This window comes from Enterococcus sp. DIV0086, from assembly GCF_050498705.1.
Classification (GTDB): domain Bacteria; phylum Bacillota; class Bacilli; order Lactobacillales; family Enterococcaceae; genus Enterococcus; species Enterococcus faecalis.
Genome location: NZ_JBNIDN010000004.1, coordinates 15,148 through 35,744, shown reverse-complemented (window position 1 = coordinate 35,744; position 20,597 = coordinate 15,148). Strand labels below are relative to the sequence as shown.

20 protein-coding genes and 5 pseudogenes are annotated in these 20,597 nt (G+C 34.3%); 10 read left to right on the top strand and 15 right to left on the bottom strand.

The features are described from left to right. Nucleotides 1–471: 471 nt before the first annotated feature. Complete coding sequence (locus tag IGI63_RS16630; protein WP_033782441.1) at nt 472–1,317, top strand: ParA family protein; 846 nt, start codon at nt 472–474, stop codon at nt 1,315–1,317. Next, nucleotides 1,310–1,681, top strand: a complete 372-nt coding sequence (locus IGI63_RS16625) for a DUF5388 domain-containing protein (protein ID WP_429976391.1) — start codon at nt 1,310–1,312, stop codon at nt 1,679–1,681. The genes IGI63_RS16630 and IGI63_RS16625 overlap by 8 nt, the downstream gene beginning before the upstream one ends. A gap of 103 nt (nt 1,682–1,784) precedes the next feature. Here the strand turns inward: IGI63_RS16625 and IGI63_RS16620 are convergent, their stop codons facing one another. The 4 genes and pseudogenes from IGI63_RS16620 to IGI63_RS16605 all read right to left on the bottom strand — a co-directional run bounded on the left by IGI63_RS16620 (nt 1,785) and on the right by IGI63_RS16605 (nt 3,144). Further along, nucleotides 1,785–2,075 carry a hypothetical protein gene (locus IGI63_RS16620; RefSeq protein WP_002404902.1) on the bottom strand — a complete coding sequence of 97 codons (291 nt, stop codon included), beginning with the start codon at nt 2,073–2,075 and terminating at the stop codon, nt 1,785–1,787. A gap of 257 nt (nt 2,076–2,332) precedes the next feature. Continuing rightward, nucleotides 2,333–2,419 (bottom strand): type I toxin-antitoxin system Fst family toxin, encoded by an 87-nt coding sequence (locus IGI63_RS16615; RefSeq protein ID WP_012881081.1) that lies wholly within the window; start codon nt 2,417–2,419, stop codon nt 2,333–2,335. A gap of 91 nt (nt 2,420–2,510) precedes the next feature. Further along, nucleotides 2,511–2,726 (bottom strand): excinuclease ABC subunit C, encoded by a 216-nt coding sequence (locus IGI63_RS16610; protein ID WP_429976390.1) that lies wholly within the window; start codon nt 2,724–2,726, stop codon nt 2,511–2,513. Beyond that, a pseudogene (locus IGI63_RS16605) lies at nt 2,674–3,144 on the bottom strand (hypothetical protein). Before IGI63_RS16605 ends, IGI63_RS16610 begins: the two are co-directional and overlap by 53 nt. 49 nt (nt 3,145–3,193) lie before the next feature. Between IGI63_RS16605 and IGI63_RS16600 the strand changes: the two are divergent. Beyond that, nucleotides 3,194–3,484 (top strand): annotated as a pseudogene (locus IGI63_RS16600) (IS6 family transposase); the annotation flags it as partial. Nucleotides 3,485–3,604: 120 nt separating this feature from the next. Here IGI63_RS16600 and IGI63_RS16595 read toward each other — a convergent pair. From IGI63_RS16595 to IGI63_RS16550, 10 genes and pseudogenes are all read right to left on the bottom strand, one after another. Beyond that, complete coding sequence (locus IGI63_RS16595; protein ID WP_429976389.1) at nt 3,605–3,733, bottom strand: hypothetical protein; 129 nt, start codon at nt 3,731–3,733, stop codon at nt 3,605–3,607. 138 nt (nt 3,734–3,871) lie between these two features. After that, nucleotides 3,872–5,089: a phosphopentomutase gene (locus IGI63_RS16590; protein ID WP_429976388.1), complete on the bottom strand. Its 1,218-nt coding sequence runs from the start codon at nt 5,087–5,089 to the stop codon at nt 3,872–3,874. A gap of 2 nt (nt 5,090–5,091) precedes the next feature. Further along, on the bottom strand, nt 5,092–6,243 hold the full coding sequence (locus tag IGI63_RS16585; protein ID WP_429976387.1) for a YhfX family PLP-dependent enzyme: 1,152 nt from the start codon (nt 6,241–6,243) through the stop codon (nt 5,092–5,094). A 14-nt stretch (nt 6,244–6,257) separates the two neighbouring features. Continuing rightward, complete coding sequence (locus IGI63_RS16580; RefSeq protein ID WP_429976386.1) at nt 6,258–6,611, bottom strand: PRD domain-containing protein; 354 nt, start codon at nt 6,609–6,611, stop codon at nt 6,258–6,260. A gap of 12 nt (nt 6,612–6,623) precedes the next feature. Continuing rightward, nucleotides 6,624–7,547: a GntR family transcriptional regulator YhfZ gene (yhfZ, locus tag IGI63_RS16575; protein WP_429976385.1), complete on the bottom strand. Its 924-nt coding sequence runs from the start codon at nt 7,545–7,547 to the stop codon at nt 6,624–6,626. A 5-nt stretch (nt 7,548–7,552) separates the two neighbouring features. Further along, on the bottom strand, nt 7,553–8,647 hold the full coding sequence (locus tag IGI63_RS16570; RefSeq protein ID WP_429976384.1) for an aminotransferase class V-fold PLP-dependent enzyme: 1,095 nt from the start codon (nt 8,645–8,647) through the stop codon (nt 7,553–7,555). 2 nt (nt 8,648–8,649) lie between these two features. Next, nucleotides 8,650–9,537, bottom strand: a complete 888-nt coding sequence (locus IGI63_RS16565) for a phosphotriesterase family protein (protein ID WP_429976383.1) — start codon at nt 9,535–9,537, stop codon at nt 8,650–8,652. A 23-nt stretch (nt 9,538–9,560) separates the two neighbouring features. Beyond that, nucleotides 9,561–10,868 carry a YhfT family protein gene (locus IGI63_RS16560; RefSeq protein WP_429976382.1) on the bottom strand — a complete coding sequence of 436 codons (1,308 nt, stop codon included), beginning with the start codon at nt 10,866–10,868 and terminating at the stop codon, nt 9,561–9,563. Between the two features lie 4 nt (nt 10,869–10,872). Then, a complete protein-coding gene (locus IGI63_RS16555; protein WP_429976381.1) occupies nt 10,873–11,241 on the bottom strand; it encodes a DUF2620 domain-containing protein in 369 nt (122 codons plus the stop codon). A 350-nt stretch (nt 11,242–11,591) separates the two neighbouring features. Next, nucleotides 11,592–11,795 (bottom strand): annotated as a pseudogene (locus IGI63_RS16550) (DDE-type integrase/transposase/recombinase); the annotation flags it as partial. A 207-nt stretch (nt 11,796–12,002) separates the two neighbouring features. Between IGI63_RS16550 and IGI63_RS16545 the strand changes: the two are divergent. From IGI63_RS16545 to IGI63_RS16515, 7 genes and pseudogenes are all read left to right on the top strand, one after another. Next, nucleotides 12,003–13,166 carry an ABC transporter substrate-binding protein gene (locus IGI63_RS16545; protein WP_429976380.1) on the top strand — a complete coding sequence of 388 codons (1,164 nt, stop codon included), beginning with the start codon at nt 12,003–12,005 and terminating at the stop codon, nt 13,164–13,166. A gap of 117 nt (nt 13,167–13,283) precedes the next feature. Next, nucleotides 13,284–14,162 carry a branched-chain amino acid ABC transporter permease gene (locus IGI63_RS16540; RefSeq protein WP_429976379.1) on the top strand — a complete coding sequence of 293 codons (879 nt, stop codon included), beginning with the start codon at nt 13,284–13,286 and terminating at the stop codon, nt 14,160–14,162. A 9-nt stretch (nt 14,163–14,171) separates the two neighbouring features. Continuing rightward, entirely contained in the window at nt 14,172–15,146 is a 975-nt protein-coding gene (locus tag IGI63_RS16535; protein ID WP_429976378.1) for a branched-chain amino acid ABC transporter permease, read from the top strand. Next, on the top strand, nt 15,127–15,903 hold the full coding sequence (locus IGI63_RS16530) for an ABC transporter ATP-binding protein (RefSeq protein WP_429976377.1): 777 nt from the start codon (nt 15,127–15,129) through the stop codon (nt 15,901–15,903). Before IGI63_RS16535 ends, IGI63_RS16530 begins: the two co-directional genes overlap by 20 nt. After that, nucleotides 15,903–16,604, top strand: a complete 702-nt coding sequence (locus tag IGI63_RS16525; RefSeq protein WP_429976376.1) for an ABC transporter ATP-binding protein — start codon at nt 15,903–15,905, stop codon at nt 16,602–16,604. Before IGI63_RS16530 ends, IGI63_RS16525 begins: the two co-directional genes overlap by 1 nt. 3 nt (nt 16,605–16,607) lie before the next feature. After that, nucleotides 16,608–17,165 (top strand): annotated as a pseudogene (locus tag IGI63_RS16520) (CBS domain-containing protein). 168 nt (nt 17,166–17,333) lie between these two features. Beyond that, nucleotides 17,334–17,600 (top strand): annotated as a pseudogene (locus tag IGI63_RS16515) (DDE-type integrase/transposase/recombinase); the annotation flags it as partial. A gap of 79 nt (nt 17,601–17,679) precedes the next feature. On the opposite strand, the gene IGI63_RS16510 reads toward IGI63_RS16515, so the two are convergent. After that, nucleotides 17,680–20,493: a MucBP domain-containing protein gene (locus IGI63_RS16510; protein WP_429976375.1), complete on the bottom strand. Its 2,814-nt coding sequence runs from the start codon at nt 20,491–20,493 to the stop codon at nt 17,680–17,682. Nucleotides 20,494–20,597: the final 104 nt, after the last annotated feature.

The window sequence follows — 20,597 nt, the reverse complement described above, 5'->3', positions numbered from 1 at the left end:
ATAAGATCCCTCTTTTCTTATTTAAAAATTGATCTATTAATCTATTTAGTAAGCGTTCTTTTTTTAAGAATACCAAAACATTATTTAAAATAAAGCAATTTTTATTTTTAGTAGTAAGATAGTAAAGTAGTAAGATAGTAAAGTAGTAAGATAGTAAAATAGTAAAGTAGTAAGATAGTAGAATAGTAAGATAGTAAAGTAGTAAAGTAGTAAAATATTTTGATTTTTTAATAAATGCGTCTAAAAATCCTTTTGTAGAAAGGTTAATATCATTCTATTAAAACAATTTGATAGTAAGATAGTAAAATAGTAAAGTAGTAAGATAGTAAAATAGTAAGATAGTAAAATAGTAATGTAGTAGAATAGTAAGATAGTAAAATAGTAAATTTCATAAATATTATTTGTAGTAAGAAAATATTTATGTTATACTGTTTGTAGTAAGAAAATATTTATGAAATGAGGGGTCATTGTATGGTTAAAAAAATTGTATTTGGAAATTTCAAAGGTGGCGTTGGCAAGACTACTAATTCTGTAATGGTAGCGTATGAATTAGCTAAAAAAGGTTTTAGAGTTTTAGTTTGTGACTTAGACCCACAAGCAAATTCAACGCAATTGTTGCGAAGAACATATGGATTACAAAATAATAAAGAACTACCTATAAAAGAAACGATGATGGTAGCAATTCAAGAAGGAAATTTAGGCAAAGCTGTTGTAAATGTAATGCCTAATTTGTATTTATTGCCTTCACACAAAGACTTTGTTAATTATCCTGATTTTCTTGAGCTAACAATTATGCCGACAGAGAAAAACTACAAAGAGAGACGAATAGCTTTTTTTAGTGAATTACTTAAACCAATTGAAAATGATTATGATTACATTATATTTGATGTTCCTCCTACACTTTCAGTATTTACCGATACAGCTCTTTATTCTTCTAATTACATTGTAATTGTTTTGCAAACGCAGCAACGTTCCCTTGATGGTGCAGAAGCATTTTGGGAATACTTGCAAACCTTGTATGATACTTATAGAAACATTGATTTTGATATTGCTGGGGTACTTCCAGTGCTGTTGAAAAACGATTCTGGAATTGATAATCAAATAATTAAAGATGCCAAAGACGCTTTTGGTGATGAAACTTTGTTTAATACAATTGTTAGACACATGGAACGGTTAAAACGTTATGATCGTAAAGGTATATCAGAAGAAGGATATACGGAATTATATGATTTTCATGATAGAAAAGTTCATGAATTGTATAACAAATTATCTGATGAAATAATTGAACGAACAGAAGGGACGACTGCTAATGAGTAAGTATACATTTCATAAGGATCCTGAACGTAAACAATCAAAAGAAATTAAAGCAACTGAAATTTCAGAGCCTGAAACTACTTTTGATTTAAGTAGTTTTTCAAAAGAAGAAAGTTCAGCAAGTGATTCAGGATCAAAACGAGTTGGACGACCTGCTAAAAATAAAGTATATAGTACAATTAGGATACAAAAGAGTAACATCAATAGAATAAATGCGTTTCAGAATACTTTAGATTTTGAAACACAAGACGACATTGTATCGTTCATGTTAGATAGATTAGATAACACATTAGAACCAGAACAACGTACAATGTTTGAAATGTATATGAAAGCTTATGAATCACGAGACAAAAAGAAACAAAAATAAAAGATACTGTTTAATAAAATAAAAACACAAGAAATGCTGTTCAAACATTGCTCTTGTGTTTTTATTTTTTGTAGTAAAATAGTAAGATAGTAAAAAAGTATTTTCATTCAATAATTTTTTTAGTTCGTCTGTGATGTTCTAAGTGCAGCAAATAATCGTCTTGCAGTTTTAGAAGGTCTGAATATACCTGATCCATAGTCTTGCTGGCCGACAAAGAAAGAGAATAAATAAATGAGATAGGAAGTGTTTCAATTTTTTTGTTGCGAGTAATCCAAGAAGAAACAGTTCCTTGAGAGAAAGCATGTAATTCACAAAATTCTTCTACAGTAATCCCTAGTTGCTTGATAATGTATGCGTTGATAGGGTGTGGATATACAAAGGTTTTTCTAGGCATGGTGGGTAAGTTTCCTTTCTTAAGTTATTAATGCGTTCGCAGTAATATTGTACTAAAAAACATGCAATAAGGGAAGGGCCTAGCTGCTTCTTTTTAGTTGACCTCCTTTAAAAATATGTTATACTGAAGGTGCGAAGCGAAATTAGTTCAACAGCACAGTTACACCAAAAAGCCCCCCTATTTGCGGTAGGAGGGCTTTTTTTTGCGCTGTTGCTACTTCAGCGTTGGAGTTAGAAGGCAACTGCTTAGATTATCGGCTAATCGTCTAACCAACGATCAACTAGCAAAAGTACTAGACCCACAAGTAGCGGTGCGATAATCAACGAAATTAGTTTCTCAGCCATAGTTACACCACCTTACTTGGCAGTTGCCGCAATAATTATAACATAAATTCAAAATATCCCTATGGACTTTTAAAACCTTCAGTATTTAATTTCATCTATAAATCTCTTTTCCTAACATATACGTTCGCTTACACCAGGAACACTTGTATTTATCAGAATTACTTGACATTCTACTTGCCAAACAGCCACACGCACATTGTACATATGCAATACTAGTTGTTTTATTTCCTTCTTTGATTACTGATCCTCGATAATCATATGTTTTCATAAAAATCTCCGTCACTGTAATAGTCATTGATAAAAGCATCGATTGCGTTGTTTTCTTCTTCGGTTAATTCTGAAAATTTTACTTCTGAAAAAGGATTGTTTATCGGTTTTTCGGGTTCGTTTTCCGACCATTTATAAAAATCATGTATTTGTATGTGCCTAATATCATAGAAATCTATTTGCTGATCTCCAATAAGTCCGACATCGAATTCAACCATGCCACGAAATACACCACGTATAGAAGGTTTTACACGCTCATATTCATCTAAGGAATTCAGCTGAATTTCTAGGACCTTATTCTGTTTGATTGAGCGACTTAGCAAGTGTTCTATTTGAGCCTGTGACTGCTAGGGTAAACGTTCAATTTCTCTTGAATGATAATCATTCGTCTCTTTGATTATTGTTTCAACTGTAAAAGAATATCCACAATACGGTTCTGTTGCAAAGTTTTTTGACAAGTTAAATTTAATATAAAATAGAGAAAAATGATAGTTTGGAGGAATGAAGATGAATCATTTTAAGGGGAAACAATTTCAAAAAGACGTGATTATTGTAGCCGTAGGCTACTACCTTCGATATAACCTCAGCTATCGTGACGTCCATGAAATCCTCTATGGCCGAGGTGTCCAGGTTTGTCACACGACCATTTATCGTTGGGTACAAGAATATGGGAAGATTCTCTATCAAATTTGGAAAAAGAAAAACAGGCAGTCCTTCTATTCATGGAAAATGGACGAAACGTATATCAAAATTAAAGGGAAATGGCATTATCTATACCGCGCAATTGATGCAGATGGAAGCCATTCGAGGAATATACAAGAAAAGCCGAAAAGAAGGGACTCTTTTTGGCTTTTCCGTCTGTACTGAAATAAAAGGTTTACAGGATATTCCAACTTAATCAAAGCTTTAGTAAGTCAATCATACTTCTTTTATTAATTTTGCAACAGAACCTTTCGTCTCTTTTGAATTCTTATCATAGCCTAAATGTATATCTAATTCAGCATCCTTAATGTCATCAGTGGTTTTTATATCATAGTGTTGAATCATTTGCTTGATTTTATCCTTTTAGAGCATACCCATTGGCTCGTTCCTCCAAGTTTATTTATTTGATTATACCATTTTGGAACTTACACAAAATATTGTACAGTCTCCTATATTTATACTTAAAAAGATTAAACTGTCTATCTACATGTTACCTCTTAATTTATCTAAAAAAGATTTACCATACTGAGGTTTTTGTACATGAAAGAACTCTGCAGCTGTTGCCGCAACATCAGCCATTGTTTCTCTTTCCCCAATGAATTTCCCTTCTATTCCTTTACTATAAATCAGCAATGGTACAAATTCTCGAGTATGCTGGCTGTGTCCAATGGTTGGATCATTCCCATGATCTGCCATTACAATTAAGATATCTCCTTCATCTAAATAAGGAAGTAATTCCGCTAGCTTTCTATCACTAACTTCTAATCGATCTGCATAACGAGCTGTATCTTCTGCATGCCCAGCTAAATCCGTTTCCTGTATATTAATAAAAAATAACCCGTCTTTATTTCTCTTTACTTCAGAAATCAACTGATTATAAAGTGTTTCAGTATCTACTCCAGGAAATAAATGTGTACTTGATGTCTGAATAATATCAGCTGCTTTACCAAATAATTCTACTGAAACCCCAGCCTTATCTAGAATAGTTGGAATTTGAACATTCGGATCAATTCCATAGCCTAAATGAATCACATGATAGTCATCATTATAAACACCCGATTCTGGTGCATCTACGCCAGCAAATTTCCCAATGACCTTTCTAGCAGCAAGTAAATTTTCTAAATGAATGCCATGGCCGCCAAAAGTAATCACTCTAGAAACTTTTACTACTTCACGAACGGCGTGCCCTATCGCAGTAACCTCTTCAAAAGAAATATCATCAAGTGCGGAAGAAACATTGAATACCTGTCCTAAATCCGTCTCTAGGTTATCGCCAATAGTAGCAACCTCATTTACAACCAGAATCTTTGGTTCATCTTTTTCTCCAACGTAACGTACTTGATATCCTTTTTCCTTTAAATGCTGTGCAACATCATCTATTACTTCATTAAAAGCCTGATTCAAGGGTTTTTTAGGCATTGTTCCTGATATTTCCTGATGCCCTAAAAATGAATCCGCTCCTTGATGTTTTAGCTTGGCTTTTCCATAATTTGCTTGTTCTGAATAGTTTAATGTGTCTGTTTCAAATTCTAAAAGATTCATTAAACCAAGTTTTTCTAAAGTTGGTATTTTTATTGAAGGAACCCCTTCAATGATATGCTTAGCAGTATTTGCCCCTACATCCGCAGGTCTGATAATTGGGACATCACGCATCTCTCCCACACCAAAACTATCTAAAACGTTAATAATAAATCTGCTCATTGCTAAATTCTCCTTCCTCGACTATCAAAGATTCCTAAAATCTCAGGATTTCCTTTACTAATTCCTTTTACAACAGCGACATCACTTCTTGTAACAAATATTTGTGTACGAAAAGCAGCAACAACTGTCTCGCCAACAAAATGCTCTGAAGATGTAGAAAGATAATAATCAATACTTTCATCAGAAAAGCGTTCAACCTTATCTTCTACTTGGCTGCTTTCATCTCCTATTAATACTGAATTCAAATGTCCTCTACGATAGTATCCTCCACCATAAAAATAAGATTTCCCTTTAAAATTATGAGAAATTTCACTCACATAAAGCAGCGCTGGCTTCTCCGGCTGCTCTTTATACGCATGTAATGGTGTAGTTCCTGTTAGTGCATGGCCGGGCTCTGCCTGTGTCCCACCAATTTGTTTAATGAGAGGAATTGTTGTACTGCATGAAGCAGAAGGAACATTCAGCTCTGAAATAGGAAAACCTTCCTCACGTAAAATTTTTTTTGCTGCTTTAATCGTCTTCACATTATTGGTTTCTGACAACATTGTATATCTATCATCAAATAAGAAGCATGGAAAAGAGGTAATTCCACTAAACTCAATTGCATCAAATTGATGAAATGCTTTACTTTCCTCTACCAAATTTTTCAGTAAAAAACCTCCAAATTGTCCTTCATAAATCTGATCTTCTTCATCTACTACTTTTAATAAAACCTTTTGCTTCATTCTGTGTTTCTTTGCAATCGATTGAATTATATCCAACTTTTCCATTGAATAAACCGTTATATATTCCGTGCCGTAAACCATAATTTTTTCCAAAAGTCTATTTGGAATTTGAACCAAATGACCTACGTTACATAACGGAATATGATTTTTCATCATGATCAATGCTTCTTTATAATCAACGACTACTGCCCCACGGTAGCCAATAGTCATTAGCTCTTTTGCAATTAATGGATTTCTCCCAATTTGCTTAAGCATAAAAAATAGGTCAATACCCTCTTTTTTTGAACGTTCCAACATAATAGCTCCATTAGAGATAATGGTATCTAAATCTAAAACATAGGTATCAGGAAGAATTTGTCCAGATTGGTGTAAATGAATCCCAGCATCAATTAATGCGGGATTCTCTTGTTTCATCATTGACAGAAACAAATGAATCCCCTCCCTTAGTTTTCTTTATTCAAAATATTTATAATATGCATGTAAACAAACCACAGCTCTTCTTCACTGAATTCTGTTGAGGAATATTTTGATAATTCTTTCCACAATTTTTTTGCCTGTTCTAGTTTTTCATTATTTTTAATTTGAGAAAGAACTAACTCATCCATTCCTTTAACCGGTTCGTTTCTTTTTTGACGAGCCTCTGCCATTGCTAAGTGTGTTAAGAACATATCAAGATGTTCTTCACTATCAATGACTTTTTTTTCTAGTAAATAGTCACTTACAGATAAAACAAATTGCTTAGTTTCTTCTGTAATTACATTGGATTCCTTTAAAATATCTAATTTTTTTTTTATCATTTTAATCTTCCTTTAGTAATGAGGGATTATTTTACCTTCTAAAACATCCTCCTGAATAGATAAAATTGTTGCTACATCTATCACACTCATCAAAATTTTTTTTAATAATAGATTATCTTTATTCAGCACACAGACTGCTGTGCTAGATAGACTATCTTCTTTACTACCTTCAAGAAATTGGTAATTTAAATGGTCTAATTTTCTATCTTTTATTTCATCATAATTCCAAATACCCACATCAATTACTTCTTGTTCCAGCGAATAAATTAGCTGATGACTCGGTATTTCAATAAATGTAACTTTTTTCCCATTTGTTGCATTTTCAGTTAATATTTGTTGATCATAAGAAGTATGGTCAATTCCCACTCTCATACCATCTTCAATTTGTGAACTTTTTGAATTTGAGAAAATCATTACATGGCTAGATAGAAAACTTTTAGAGCCAAATTCTTTAGAAATTTCTAAGTTTCCCCCTGCTTCTATTGCTTTTATCGCGGCTAACTTTGAAACAATTGAAAAGTGTATGGTTTTTTCACTAGTCAACTCTATTCGTTCTTTTGACCCTCTTATATATGCCATACTTAAAGGAATTTCTGCACGATGAAACACTTCATACAAACCAGTAGCGAACCCTTCATATAATTTTGAATATGGCAGAGGCATTGTTCCACGAATTGTTCCTTCAAGAATAATTTTTTGTAATTTACCATAATCAATAGTTGTGAGAATTGTTCCATGGCGTCCTTGACTTAGGGTGTGAATAATATTTTCGTCTTTGAGATATCTAAAAGCATTCTGTACAGTTCCTCTAGACAGCCCATATTTTTCTTGTAAATCTGAAATCACAGGTAATCGACTTCCCTCTGATAGTAAAAATAAATCACATGATAACTGCTGAATGGCTTTCCCCGTTTTATTTAGAAACTTCTCTTGCATTAGCTTTAAATCCTCTCAATTGCTTCTTTCAAGATTCTGATAATTGTCTCTGCACCAGCTCTCATCGGATTAATACGAATCATTGTTTTTGCACTTTCTGGATTGGCAGCTCTAAATGTTCCTGATAATCGATAAAACATTGGAACAAATTCGTATTTTGACTCAGCACCTACTGGATTGGGTGCTGCACCCAATTCCTCTGCTTTTTCTAAAACTTGCGTAGCGATAGGCTGATCTAATTCCACAATGATGACTTTTGATTGGGCGTTTGCAATAAATGCTCGTTTTACCCCTTTTACTTCTCCAGCATTTAATCGTGACTCAACTTCTGAAGAAACTTGCGATGAAACAGCTAATGCAACAGGAGCATAAATAAGTCCTTGCAGCACAGAAATTGCCTCAAATCCCTGAACCTGTAAGCCACCTGAATAGTTTTCATCACGCAAGTCACTGAGTAAATCAGCATTGCCAACAATACAGCCTACACCTTCTGGCCCCAACAATTTAAAGGTTGAAAAACAAGATAAGTCAGCACCACATTCCGTTCCAATCTTAGGAACCTTTAGTGCAGAGTAATTATCATCTGTAATCACTATAATCTCTTTTTTCACTGCTTTAATTTTTTTTATAACAGCTTCCGGATCGTAATAATCCGATGGTTTTTGTCGTGTGAATTGAACTATTGCTAATTGAACATTATGCTCATTAATCACCTGTTCAATAGAATCAAGCTGATTAAAGTCAGTAACTACTTTGTTTAACCCTAACATATCTATTGACGTTTGGGTTGTTGGATAGACAGGGGCATCATGTACCAAAACCGTATTTCCATACTTTTTACTTGCTGCATGTAGCGATAAACGAATAGCCATTGTACCTGCTCCTCGAACAAGCATAGCTGCTTGAGCTGAGAAGAAATCTTTTAACACTTTTTCTACCTTATATGTCGTTATGGGCTGATTTAGACCTTGAATCACACCTAAATCTCCTCTTGTAAGAATTTCTGATCCTTTAAAATTTTGTGTAATACAATCAACTAACTGAAATTGTTTTTTCATCGCATCTTCTAAACTTATTGAGTGTAAAGGAAATGTTTCCATGCTTATTTCACTCCTTGTGTAAAAAACGTCATTGGATTATGAATAAGCATTTTTTCAATTGTTTTATTTGAAATTCCTGCTTCTTTCATCATAGGGACAAAGCTATCTAATAAATAAGAATAACCGATTCCCTCTTTAAATTTCATATTTGATTTTCTTGTAATATCCATTGATAAAAATACTTTGTCGGCAAAACCTCTTTTTTCAATTTCCTTTAGCATAGAGACTCGTAACGCATCTGGCTGATAGTTTTCTTTACCTATAGTATCAAATTCTACATAAACACCTTGATCCAGCATCTTTAAAATATAGTTCAAATTACCACTTAAATCTACGTGTCCGATAACAACAGAGGATAGGTCCACCTTACTTTCTTTAAAGAAAGCTACTTGTTCGTGTCCATTCGTTCCTAACGTTGTATGCGTAGTGATTGGTACACCCGTGTGTTTATGTGCAATAACTGCAGCCTCAAACACTTTCTTTTCGTTAGCTGTCCAGCCATCTTTACTTGAACCAATTTCACCAATAATTTCTGCTTGAATTGTGGTATCAGCAATCCCTGTTTGAATCTCTTTTATCATTAATTTTGCAAGCTCTTCTATAGTCCATTCAACGACGATGGCTGGTAAAAATTTTTCTGTATAAAATCCAGTTGCCTGAACAATATTTATCCCAGACTCTTCTGCTACCCGCTGAACGTATAGAGGATTTCGTTTCATATCTAAGTTAGTTACATCAACAATATTTCTAACACCCTTACTGTACAGCTCTTTAAATTCTGCCACAGTCTCTTCAAAACAGTTTAAATTTGTATCATCAATCTTTTTTATTCTTGATAAGTCAATCGTCGTATGCTCATGCATATACGTGATTCCATTTTTTAAACTCATTATTTATCATCTCCTACTATTCATTACATGCCTGGTGGTGTCATTAAATTAAGTAACACTAAAATATTAGAAATCACACCTACTAATAATGCGCCTATTGGACCTATGGCAAGATTAACCATTTTCTTTTTGAAGGTCCCATTTAATACGTATAACCCAACAACAAATAGCCCTCCCCATGCAGGCGCAATAGCAGTTGCTGCAATTACTCCACCTACCAATAATGCAATTTCCAGTACTTTGGTTATTGCTGTTCTGATATTATCTCCAGCATCTCTCATTCCTGGGAAACGATCAAGAAACACAGAGAATTTCGTTAATAATAATACCTCGATAGACATCCAAATACCGCCAACAACAAACGCTAAAATCGGTTGTCCAATCGCTGCACCAAGTGATCCAATGACAAACACCATTTTAATTCCAGCTGGTGAGTAAGTACCCGTAGCAATTCCTGTAGTTACAACTAATGGAATAAATCCGACTACTCGTGCTAATTCAGTCAAAGCTGCTGAATTAAATTGCCCTTTTTGGTATAATGGAGCAGAAAGTGCAGATTCTGTTACAATTGTCAATGATGCCGCCAAAGCTATCAATGCACCGGAAAGAGCAAATAAGTACCAATATTTCTTAATTTTCTTCACTCGGTCTGCAAAGATATTTGCCAATTGTTCTTGAGAATCTGTTCTTTCTTTTTTATCATTCATCGCGTAGCTAATCATGAAAATCATTCCCACAAGCAGTGCAATTGCATTTGCATTAATGACAATGGTGTTCTCATTAGACAATCTAAATGAACCAAATTGTGTAGTAATGATTTGTGCAAGGACTGTGGCCATAAATGTAATGCTTCCTTTTTTCCAACCATACTGTAATGCCACAACCAATGCTGGAAATACAGCAAAAGCTACTAAAACAACTGAGGATACTTGACCTAAGCTACTCAAAAAATTATATGGGAGAATTTCGAAACCTTTTTGAATAGTTCCTAGTCCTGCTCCCATCACTACACCATATAATCCACCCACTACCCCAGCAATCCAAATAGAAGACTTTTTATTATCTGGCAAATAACTTCCTATAATATCTGTTCCCAATAAAACCACATGGATAATAATAACACTTGTAGCAATTGATTGTGGAATGAATCCCACAATATAACCAATTCCAAAAGCCAATGCCGTCGTTCCCAAAGCTGACTTTGTCACTCTGTGTTCGCGGTACTCTAAAATGATGGGTCTTAGAGCATCATTAAACACAGCAATTTTCGTATTCGCCATAATCGTTGTTACTGCGCAAAGTACCGCCATTACTAATATATTTATTTCCATTTATTTATTCCTCCTTCGCTTCAAGCTCCGCCATTATAGTTGAAATAATATAATCCATATCTTGTGAAGTGAATCCAAATGCCACTTTTCCATCCGCTACGCTCTGTTTAATTTCTTCTTCAGAAGAAGTTTTCCCTGGCATTCCTAAAGTTGCTGTCTTATCTCCACCAATCATAGCAATTGCCATTGCTAGTGCGCCACCGCCACCAGTGTTACATGCACCAAAGTAGTAATCCGCTGCACCGCTCTTCAGGTCCATTGCTGCATCAATATCTGTTTTAACAGATATTTCATAGTTCCCCTTTCCATACTTTTGTAACAGTTCTGCAATCTTTGCCTTTTCAATCTGTCCACCTACAACAATTTTTTTCATGATAAACCCACCTTTGTACAAAATTTTGTATATAAAACGTATAAATATAATTTTTTATATTTATACGTTTTATATACAACCTTATCCTAAATCTAAAAACGTTTTTTTATTATTTTTAAATATATTATTAATGATATAAATTTTATGATCTTTCAAACAGAGTGTATAAGTACACCTTAAAATTACTACCACCTAACATAGTATTCAATGCTTGAATTATTATACATAATCAACTTTTTATTAATCAATATGGTTCTATATGGTTCTATTGCAAAATTAATAAAAGAAGTATGATTGACTTACTAAAGCTTTGATCAAGTTGGAATACCCAGTAAACCTTTTATTTCAGTCTAGACGGAAAAACCAAAAAGAGTCCCTTCTTTTCGGCTTTTCTTGTATATTCCTCGAATGGCTTCCATCCCTTTAATCGTGGCTGAAGCCGTTCGAATATGTTGATAGAATTTATTTCGACGCTTAATTGGTCGATGATCTTGCTCAATCAAGTTATTGAGATATTTCACTGTTCGATGCTCTGTTTTCGTATATAGCGCAACTTTTTGTACCATTGATCCCGCATCCCTTATTATAAGAATGTACTTGGCTACGAATTAGTTGTAGAAACTAGTGTAAGCATTATAAATTGTTTGATTATTGCTGAAATGTTAAAATATTCAGAAAAATTAATTGACAATGAGAGTTTTTATGTATATATTTTTTATTAACTTATCTATTTATCATTATTTTATTAGGGAGGGGACAGGATGAAGAAAAAAACAGTAGTTACTCTGGCAGCAGGGGTGTTTCTATTTGGCGCGTGTGGGTCGCCTAAAGCTAAAGATAGCAGTGGTGGAGAAGATGCCAAGACAATCAAAATCGGCGGAAACTTCGAACTATCAGGAGCTGTAGCAGCTTATGGTGAAGCGGAAAATGAAGGAGCTAAATTAGCCGTTGAAGAAATTAATAAAGATGGCGGAATTGATGGAAAGAAAATTGAGTACATCTCAAAAGACAATAAGTCTGATAATAATGAAGCAGCATCTGTTGCAGCAAACTTAACAACAAAAGATGAAGTAGTAGCAATTATTGGTCCAGCAACTTCAGGTGCGACAAAAGCAACGTTACCAAACTTATCAAAAGCTAAAGTCTCTGCTGTTACACCATCAGGAACAGATGATGCAATTACTGTACAAAAAGGTAAGGTCCAAGATTATATTTATCGTTCTTGTTTCCAAGATAGCTTCCAAGGAATTGTCTTAGCGAAATATGCGGATGATAACTTGAAAGCTGACAAAGCAGTAATTTTAGGCGATAACTCAAGTGATTATGCAAATGGTTTGAACAAGGCTTTTAAGGGCACTTATAAAGGTAGAATAGTAGCTGAGGAGAACTTTACTGCAGGAGATAAAGATTTCCAAGCAATGCTTACAAAAATCAAAGATAAAGACTTCAATGTTATCTATATTCCAGGCTATTACACAGAAGCAGGTCTAATCATTAAACAAGCTCGTGAACTGGGAATTAAACAACCTATCATCGGGGCTGACGGCTTTGGTGATGAAAAATTAGTTGAAACAGCAGGCGCAAGCAATGTCAAAAATGTTTATTATACAGGGCACTTCTCAACAAAAGCACTAGCAACTAATAAAGTGGAATCATTTGTAGAAGCTTTCAAGAAAAAGTATAACAAACCGCCATCTTCATTCAATGCTTTAGCTTACGATTCTGTTTACATGATCAAACAAGCAATTGAGGATGAAGGAAAAGCAACACCAGAAGCAATAAATAAAGGACTTGCGAATTTGAAAGATTTTGAAGGTGTTACTGGTAAGATTTCAATGGATAAGGAACATAATCCTGTAAAATCAGCAGTAGTTCTTGGTCTGACAGAAGGGAAAGAAACTTCTGCCGAAACCGTTAATCCATGATTACTCGGTGAATGCAGACGAGGGAGTATGCCGATTGTTGCTGGCACTCTCTCTTTTAAAAATTAAGGTCGTAATCGGATCGGCTACTCTATTTTTTTAAAAAGTGAAGTGATAAAGATGGAAGTATTTATTCAGCAAATCGTCAATGGGCTATTCCTAGGTAGTGTCTACGCATTGATGGCGCTTGGCTATACTATGGTCTATGGGATTATTAAATTAATCAACTTTGCCCATGGCGAAATATATATGATTGGGTCGTTTATTGGTTATTTCTTGATCAATCAATTTAATATGGGATTCTTTCCCGCCTTGGTATTATCAATGGCAGGAAGTTCAATTTTAGGGGTTGTTATTGAATTTTTGGCTTATCGTCCATTAAGAAATTCTACTCGAATTGCTGCTTTGATTGCTGCAATCGGCGTTTCCTACCTATTGCAAAATACGATGATTTATTTTTTTAGTTCAACAACTCGTCCATTTCCACAGGCGATTAAATTGCAGGTTTACAAACTGGGGTTTTTGAGTATTTCAAATATTCAATTGTTGATTTTAGGCCTATCATTATTCTTAATGATTGCTTTAAATCTAATTGTTCAAAAAACTAAAATGGGAAAAGCAATGCGGGCAGTAAGTGTTGATACAGATGCTGCACAGTTGATGGGGATTGATGTGAATCGTACGATCTCTTTTACTTTTGCTTTAGGTTCAGCACTAGCAGCTGCTGGTGGAATGATGATCGGATTATATTATAATTCGATTGACCCGATGATGGGGTATATTCCAGGCTTAAAGTCATTTATCGCCGCAGTTTTAGGTGGTATTGGTATTATTCAAGGTGCTGCAATTGGTGGATTTGTCATCGGTTTAATAGAAACATTGACAATAGCATTGGGATTTTCAGATTTTAAAGATGCAGTCGTATATGCAGTATTGATTTTGATTTTGTTAATTCGTCCAGTCGGTATTTTAGGCAAACATGTGAAAGAGAAAGTGTAGGTGGATCAAATGAAAAAGAATTTGAAATACAATTTGATTTGGCTAACTTTGATCGTAATTGGATATGTAGTTTTATACGTAACTTATTCTGCTGGAATGGTCAACTTGTTCATAGACAATATTCTCGTTCAAATCGGTATTAATATCATTTTAGCAGTTGGTTTGAACCTTATTATTGGATTTTCGGGTCAGTTCTCTTTAGGACATGCTGGCTTCATGGCGATTGGAGCCTATGCGGCAGCATTGATTTCAATGAACACACCGACTTATGGCGGTTTTTTCTTGGGAATGGCTGTTGGTGTGATTTTAGCCGGGCTTGTTGCTGTATCAGTTGGAATTCCAACATTGCGTTTAAGCGGAGATTATCTAGCGATTGCCACACTAGGTGTAGCGGAGATTATTCGTATTTTATTAATTAACTTTAAAGAGATTACGAATGGTCCTTCTGGTTTATTTGGTATCGAACCTTTTGTTGATTGGCAAATGGTTTATGGCTTCATAGTGATCACTACATTATTTATTGTTAACTATATACGTTCAGGTGCTGGCCGAGCGACGATGGCAATTCGTGAAGATGAGATTGCAGCGGAAGCGATGGGGGTCAATACTACGAAATACAAGGTAATGGTGTTTGCCTTTGGCGCGATGACGGCAAGTATTGCGGGTTCTTTGTACGCTGGATATTTACAATCAATTGCACCTAAAGATTTTGCCTTTACAAGGTCTGTTGACATTTTAATTTTAGTCGTATTAGGTGGAATTGGTAGTGTGACAGGAACATTTATGGCAGCAATTCTTTTAGGGATTATTAATATGTATCTTCAGGATTTTGGGACATTACGGATGATTATTTACGCATTAGCATTAATTATCTTGATGATTTTCAAACCTAGCGGATTGTTAGGCACAAAAGAATTATCTGTGAAGAAGATTTTAGATAAGTTTAAAAAGGGAGATGACCAGAATGCCTCTGTTGGAAATTAAAAATTTAACTAAAATCTTTGGAGGTTTGGCGGCGGTCTCCAATGTCAATATCGTGTTAGATGAAAATCAATTAGTGGGATTGATTGGGCCGAATGGTGCAGGGAAAACAACTCTGTTTAATTTGATTACAGGTGTTTACGAACCAAGTGAAGGAAATATTTTACTAGAGGCGGATGGAAAAATTCATCGATTGAATAGTCAAAAGCCATACGCTATTGCTGATCTTGGTTTAAGCCGAACCTTTCAGAATATTCGTTTGTTTAAGGATTTAACGGTTTTAGACAATGTTTTAATCGCTATGAACAGTAAAAATAAAGAAGGCTTTTTCTCTAGTGTTTTGCGTTTACCAGCGTTTTATAACAAAGAGGATAAATTAAAAGAAGAAGTATTGAAATTATTGACGATTTTTGATTTACAAGACAAAGCAGAGAATTTGGCGCGTAATTTGCCTTATGGTGAACAACGATATTTAGAAATTGTTCGTGCATTAGCTACAAAACCAAAAATTCTATTCTTGGATGAACCTGCGGCTGGAATGAATCCACAGGAAACAGAGGCATTAACATTGTTGATTCGAAAGATCCAAAAGGAATTTCAAATTACGATTTTGCTGATTGAGCACGACATGAGTTTAGTCATGGATGTTTGTGAAAAAATTTATGTTTTAGAATATGGTCGTATTTTAGCAGAAGGTATTCCAGAAGAAATTAAAAATAATCCTGAGGTTATCAAAGCCTATCTTGGAGGTGAGCTATAATGCTGAAAATTGAAAATCTTTCGGTTCATTACGGCATAATCCAGGCTGTACGGGATGTTAGCTTTGAAGTAAATCAGGGAGAAATTGTCTCCCTGATAGGAGCAAATGGTGCAGGTAAAACGACTATTTTACGAACGATCTCCGGTTTAAATCAACCCTCTAAAGGGACCATTACTTTTGAAGGTTCTCCTATACAAAAGGAAGCTCCAAGACGAATTGTAGCTCAAGGGATTTCACAGGTTCTCGAAGGAAGACATGTCTTTCCTGGATTAACTGTTTTGGAAAATTTAGAGATGGGGGCGTATTTACGCAAAGATGGCGATATTCAACAAGATTATGAACATGTCTATGAGAAATTTCCTATCTTGAAAGAGCGTTTGAATCAGGATGCTTCCACCTTATCCGGCGGTGAACAGCAAATGTTAGCAATGGGACGGGCTTTGATGTCTAAACCACGTTTATTATTGCTCGATGAGCCTTCAATGGGATTGGCCCCAATTTTTATTCAAGAAATTTTTAACATCATACAAGAGATTCAAAAACAAGGAACGACAGTTTTATTGATTGAACAAAATGCTAAGATGTCGTTGTCAATTGCTGACCGTGGCTATGTGTTGGAAACAGGTAAAGTAGTCTTGTCAGGGACTGGTCAAGAATTGCTAGAGAGTGAAGAAGTGAAGAAAGCTTATCTAGGAGAATAAAACGTGAGTGTAAAGGATTTTATGACAGAAGATTTGGTGACAATCACACTAAAGACAAAGATATTTGATGCGGTCGATTTAATGAAGAAATATGATATTCATCGCTTACCGGTTATGTAGGAGAAACAATTGGTAGGCTCGATTACTGAAGGGACAATTCAAGAATCCCTTCCTTCAAAAGCTACCAGCTTAAGTGTTCATGAAGTCCAATTACTTATTAAATAAAACAGTTGTCTCAGATATGATGATCAAGGATGTTAAAATAATTTCCCAAGATGCAGAACTAGAAGATGGCATCTATCTGATGCGTTCTTAAAATTAACAGGGTATTATGAAGGTGGTAATCGGGTTCAACTAAAAATCTTAGAAAACAAAAAAGGTGTACTATCAAGAGTAGCGAAGATTTTGTCTAATCATGATTTCAGTATCCTGACTGTTATCGTAGATCATCAAATCAATGCGACAATTTTAGAGATTCAGTTAGCTAGCAAAGAAACTGAAAAAATTGGGGTCACTGGAACAACTAAACAAAAAATAGCGGTAGGTTTTGTAAATGGTTAATTATAATCATTTTTACAACGACTTTTTGAAACTATGAAACATTGTTATATCAAACTTTTAAAACTTGTTTTACTAATTTCCAAAACCTAATGTTTTTTAGAATTCAGGCTATTTTTCTTACCGCTAATTTCTGTATAAATGTTCCAGTGACCCCATAGACCAACTTTTTCTAGTTTCTTGAAGGCACTACAAAAAGTTGCGCTATATACGAAAACAGAGCATCGAACAGTGAAATATCTCAATAACTTGATTGAGCAAGATCATAGGCCAATTAAGCGTCGAAATAAATTCTATCAACATATTCGAACGGCTTCAGCCACGATTAAAGGGATGGAAGCCATTCGAGGAATATACAAGAAAAGCCGAAAAGAAGGGATTCTTTTCGGCTTTTCCGTCTGTACTGAAATAAAAGGTTTACTGGGTATTCCAACTTGAACAAAGCTTTAGTAAGTCAATCATACTTCTTTTATTAATTTTTCAACAGAACCAATTTTTTTATCACTTTATAAAAATTTTACTTTTTATTTTGTTTTTTTCGTTTATAAATTAAAATAAATGTAGTTCCTATTAATATGAAATAACCTAAAACTAATGTAACAAAAGCACTTATCTTATCCTCCCCTGTATGAGGTAAATATTTCTTATTGTTTACAGTAGTTTTCCCTTCATAATTTGTAAAGACATCTTTATTTTGATTATTTGATTTTGAATTAGGAATAATACTATTATTTTTATAGACATAAGTCACCGTTTGCTCTTTATCTGTAAAACTTCCTGTCCCGTTTTTAGGTAGTTTACTTGTGTCTAATGTATAACCTGCAACATCTAGTTTATACTTATTAGTCGTCGCATCATAGGTATCACCAATGTTTCCTTTGAGTATTTGTGGATCATGAATCGTCTTACCCTTTTCATCTACGTAATTAACGGTGATTACAGCGCCTTCTGCATTCGCTTTATAAACATAAGTCACCGTTTGCTCTTTATCTGTAAAACTTCCTGTCCCATTCTTAGGTAGTTTACTTGTGTCTAATGTATAACCTGCAACATCTAGTTTATACTTATTAGTCGTCGCATCATAGGTATCACCAATGTTTCCTTTGAGTATTTGTGGATCATGAATCGTCTTACCCTTTTCATCTACGTAATTAACGGTGATTACAGCGCCTTCTGCATTCGCTTTATAAACATAAGTCACCGTTTGCTCTTTATCTGTGAAAATTCCTGTTCCATTCTTAGGTAGTTTACTTGTGTCTAATGTATAACCTGCAACATCTAGTTTATACTTATTAGTCGTCGCATCATAGGTATCACCAATGTTTCCTTTGAGTATTTGTGGATCATGAATCGTCTTACCCTTTTCATCTACGTAATTAACGGTGATTACAGCGCCTTCTGCATTCGCTTTATAAACATAAGTCACCGTTTGCTCTTTATCTGTAAAACTTCCTGTCCCATTCTTAGGTAGTTTACTTGTGTCTAATGTATAACCTGCAACATCTAGTTTATACTTATTAGTCGTCGCATCATAGGTATCACCAATGTTTCCTTTGAGTATTTGTGGATCATGAATCGTCTTACCCTTTTCATCTACGTAATTAACGGTGATTACAGCGCCTTCTGCATTCGCTTTATAAACATAAGTCACCGTTTGCTCTTTATCTGTAAAACTTCCCGTCCCATTTTTAGGAAGTTTACTTATGTCTAATGTATAACCTGCAACATCTAGTTTATACTTATTAGTCGTCGCATCATAGGTATCACCAATGTTTCCTTTGAGTATTTGTGGTGTAAGAATCGTTTTACCCTTTTCATCTACGTAATTAACGGTGACTGCAGCACCTCCTGTATTCGCTTTATAAACATAGGTGACCGTTTGCTCTTTATCTGTGAAACTTCCTGTTCCATTTTTAGGTAGTTTACTTGTGTCTAATGTATAACCTGCAACATCTAGTTTATACTTATTAGTCGTTGCATCATAGGTATCACCACTGATTCCTTTGAGTATTTGTGGTGTAAGAATTGTTTTACCTTTTTCATCTACATAATTTACTGTGATTGGAGCACTAAATTGTTGCCATACATAAGTGTCGGCATCGGTGTTTCCATTATAATACTTTTGAAAATCTAATGAGTTCCATAAATTAGCACCTTTAGGAATATCTTCTGTCCCTGTTCCTACATTTTTCCACAACCCAGTATATTTATTATTTGGAGTAATAGTAGGGATATCGGGATTACCACCACCACTAACTAAAAATTTGAAATTTTTTCCTAATGTTAGCGACTGGAGTTTTACAGTGTTAGTAAACATTCTATTCATATTCATTACTTTTGAATTATTAAAACTTGAAAGATTCAAACTAGTTAAACTTGTAGAAGAATATTCTCCAGAAAACATGTCACCCATGTTTGTCACGTTTGAGGTATTAAAACTAGAAAGATCTAAACTAGTTAAATTAATTAATGTAGAAAACATCGAATACATATCAGTTACTTTTGAAGTATTAAAATTAGAAAGATTCAAACTGATTAAACCTGTTGAACTAAACATATAACTCATGGTTGTCACGTTTGAGGTATTAAAACTAGAAAGATCCAAACTGGTTAATTTAGTTGTTGAACTAAACATGCTATTCATGGTTGTCACGTTTGAAGTATCAAGATTAGTTAATCCGTCAATACTTGATAAATTAAATAAACTAAAAAGATTAGAACTATCAACTGGAGCAATTACTCTTCCCGTAAAAATAATTTTTTTAATATTGTCCTTGTCAATGGAGCCACTATTATAAGGTGCAAGGTCTACTTGTTGCAAATCTCCTGCTCCAATAGTTAGTACCCCGCTTGAATCATCCCAAGTATAAGGCGCAGTTCCCCATGTACCTGTTGTAACTGCCATCTTATTTACTTGTGCTTCTTCTGGTGGCTTCACCATCTGATTTTCATTTACTTTACTATTTGTCTCATCAGAATTAGCAGATGTCTCTGTTGTTGAAGACACAGTTTCTGAATTAGGTGTTTTTTCTTCGATACTTTTTTCAGGGTTATCTTTAGACTCACTATCGGATTTATTTAAATTTGACTCATCATTTATACTTTCTTCATTATCTTTTTTTGTATTAGTTACGTGGTCAGTTGTAGTATTATTAGTATCCACAGTATGGATATTTGACAATGGATCACTATTTGTTTTTAATATTTGATTTTCACTTGAACTTAAAATAGAGGAAGAACCACTTGTTGGTGATTCGGAAGCAATAACCGAATACAAAGGTTGAAAATAACTTAACAATAAAACACCTAAAAATAATGATTTTTTCTTCATTTTAAAACACCTCATAGTTTTTATTTTATTCATTTACTTTGTATAAAATAATGTAGAAATATTTTTTCTTGTAAGAATATAAAACAAGAAGTTATTCTTAATAC

Bases quoted from the DNA above. Each gene is read 5' to 3' on its own strand.
- IGI63_RS16630 (WP_033782441.1), top strand. From the start codon at position 472: ATGGTTAAAAAAATTGTATTTGGAAATTTCAAAGGTGGCGTTGGCAAG.
- IGI63_RS16625 (WP_429976391.1), top strand. From the start codon at position 1,310: ATGAGTAAGTATACATTTCATAAGGATCCTGAACGTAAACAATCAAAA.
- IGI63_RS16620 (WP_002404902.1), bottom strand. From the start codon at position 2,075: ATGCCTAGAAAAACCTTTGTATATCCACACCCTATCAACGCATACATT.
- IGI63_RS16615 (WP_012881081.1), bottom strand. From the start codon at position 2,419: ATGGCTGAGAAACTAATTTCGTTGATTATCGCACCGCTACTTGTGGGT.
- IGI63_RS16610 (WP_429976390.1), bottom strand. From the start codon at position 2,726: ATGCTTTTATCAATGACTATTACAGTGACGGAGATTTTTATGAAAACA.
- IGI63_RS16595 (WP_429976389.1), bottom strand. From the start codon at position 3,733: ATGATTCAACACTATGATATAAAAACCACTGATGACATTAAGGATGCT.
- IGI63_RS16590 (WP_429976388.1), bottom strand. From the start codon at position 5,089: ATGAGCAGATTTATTATTAACGTTTTAGATAGTTTTGGTGTGGGAGAG.
- IGI63_RS16580 (WP_429976386.1), bottom strand. From the start codon at position 6,611: ATGATAAAAAAAAAATTAGATATTTTAAAGGAATCCAATGTAATTACA.
- yhfZ (WP_429976385.1), bottom strand. From the start codon at position 7,547: ATGCAAGAGAAGTTTCTAAATAAAACGGGGAAAGCCATTCAGCAGTTA.
- IGI63_RS16570 (WP_429976384.1), bottom strand. From the start codon at position 8,647: ATGGAAACATTTCCTTTACACTCAATAAGTTTAGAAGATGCGATGAAA.
- IGI63_RS16565 (WP_429976383.1), bottom strand. From the start codon at position 9,537: ATGAGTTTAAAAAATGGAATCACGTATATGCATGAGCATACGACGATT.
- IGI63_RS16560 (WP_429976382.1), bottom strand. From the start codon at position 10,868: ATGGAAATAAATATATTAGTAATGGCGGTACTTTGCGCAGTAACAACG.
- IGI63_RS16555 (WP_429976381.1), bottom strand. From the start codon at position 11,241: ATGAAAAAAATTGTTGTAGGTGGACAGATTGAAAAGGCAAAGATTGCA.
- IGI63_RS16545 (WP_429976380.1), top strand. From the start codon at position 12,003: ATGAAGAAAAAAACAGTAGTTACTCTGGCAGCAGGGGTGTTTCTATTT.
- IGI63_RS16540 (WP_429976379.1), top strand. From the start codon at position 13,284: ATGGAAGTATTTATTCAGCAAATCGTCAATGGGCTATTCCTAGGTAGT.
- IGI63_RS16535 (WP_429976378.1), top strand. From the start codon at position 14,172: ATGAAAAAGAATTTGAAATACAATTTGATTTGGCTAACTTTGATCGTA.
- IGI63_RS16530 (WP_429976377.1), top strand. From the start codon at position 15,127: ATGCCTCTGTTGGAAATTAAAAATTTAACTAAAATCTTTGGAGGTTTG.
- IGI63_RS16525 (WP_429976376.1), top strand. From the start codon at position 15,903: ATGCTGAAAATTGAAAATCTTTCGGTTCATTACGGCATAATCCAGGCT.
- IGI63_RS16510 (WP_429976375.1), bottom strand. From the start codon at position 20,493: ATGAAGAAAAAATCATTATTTTTAGGTGTTTTATTGTTAAGTTATTTT.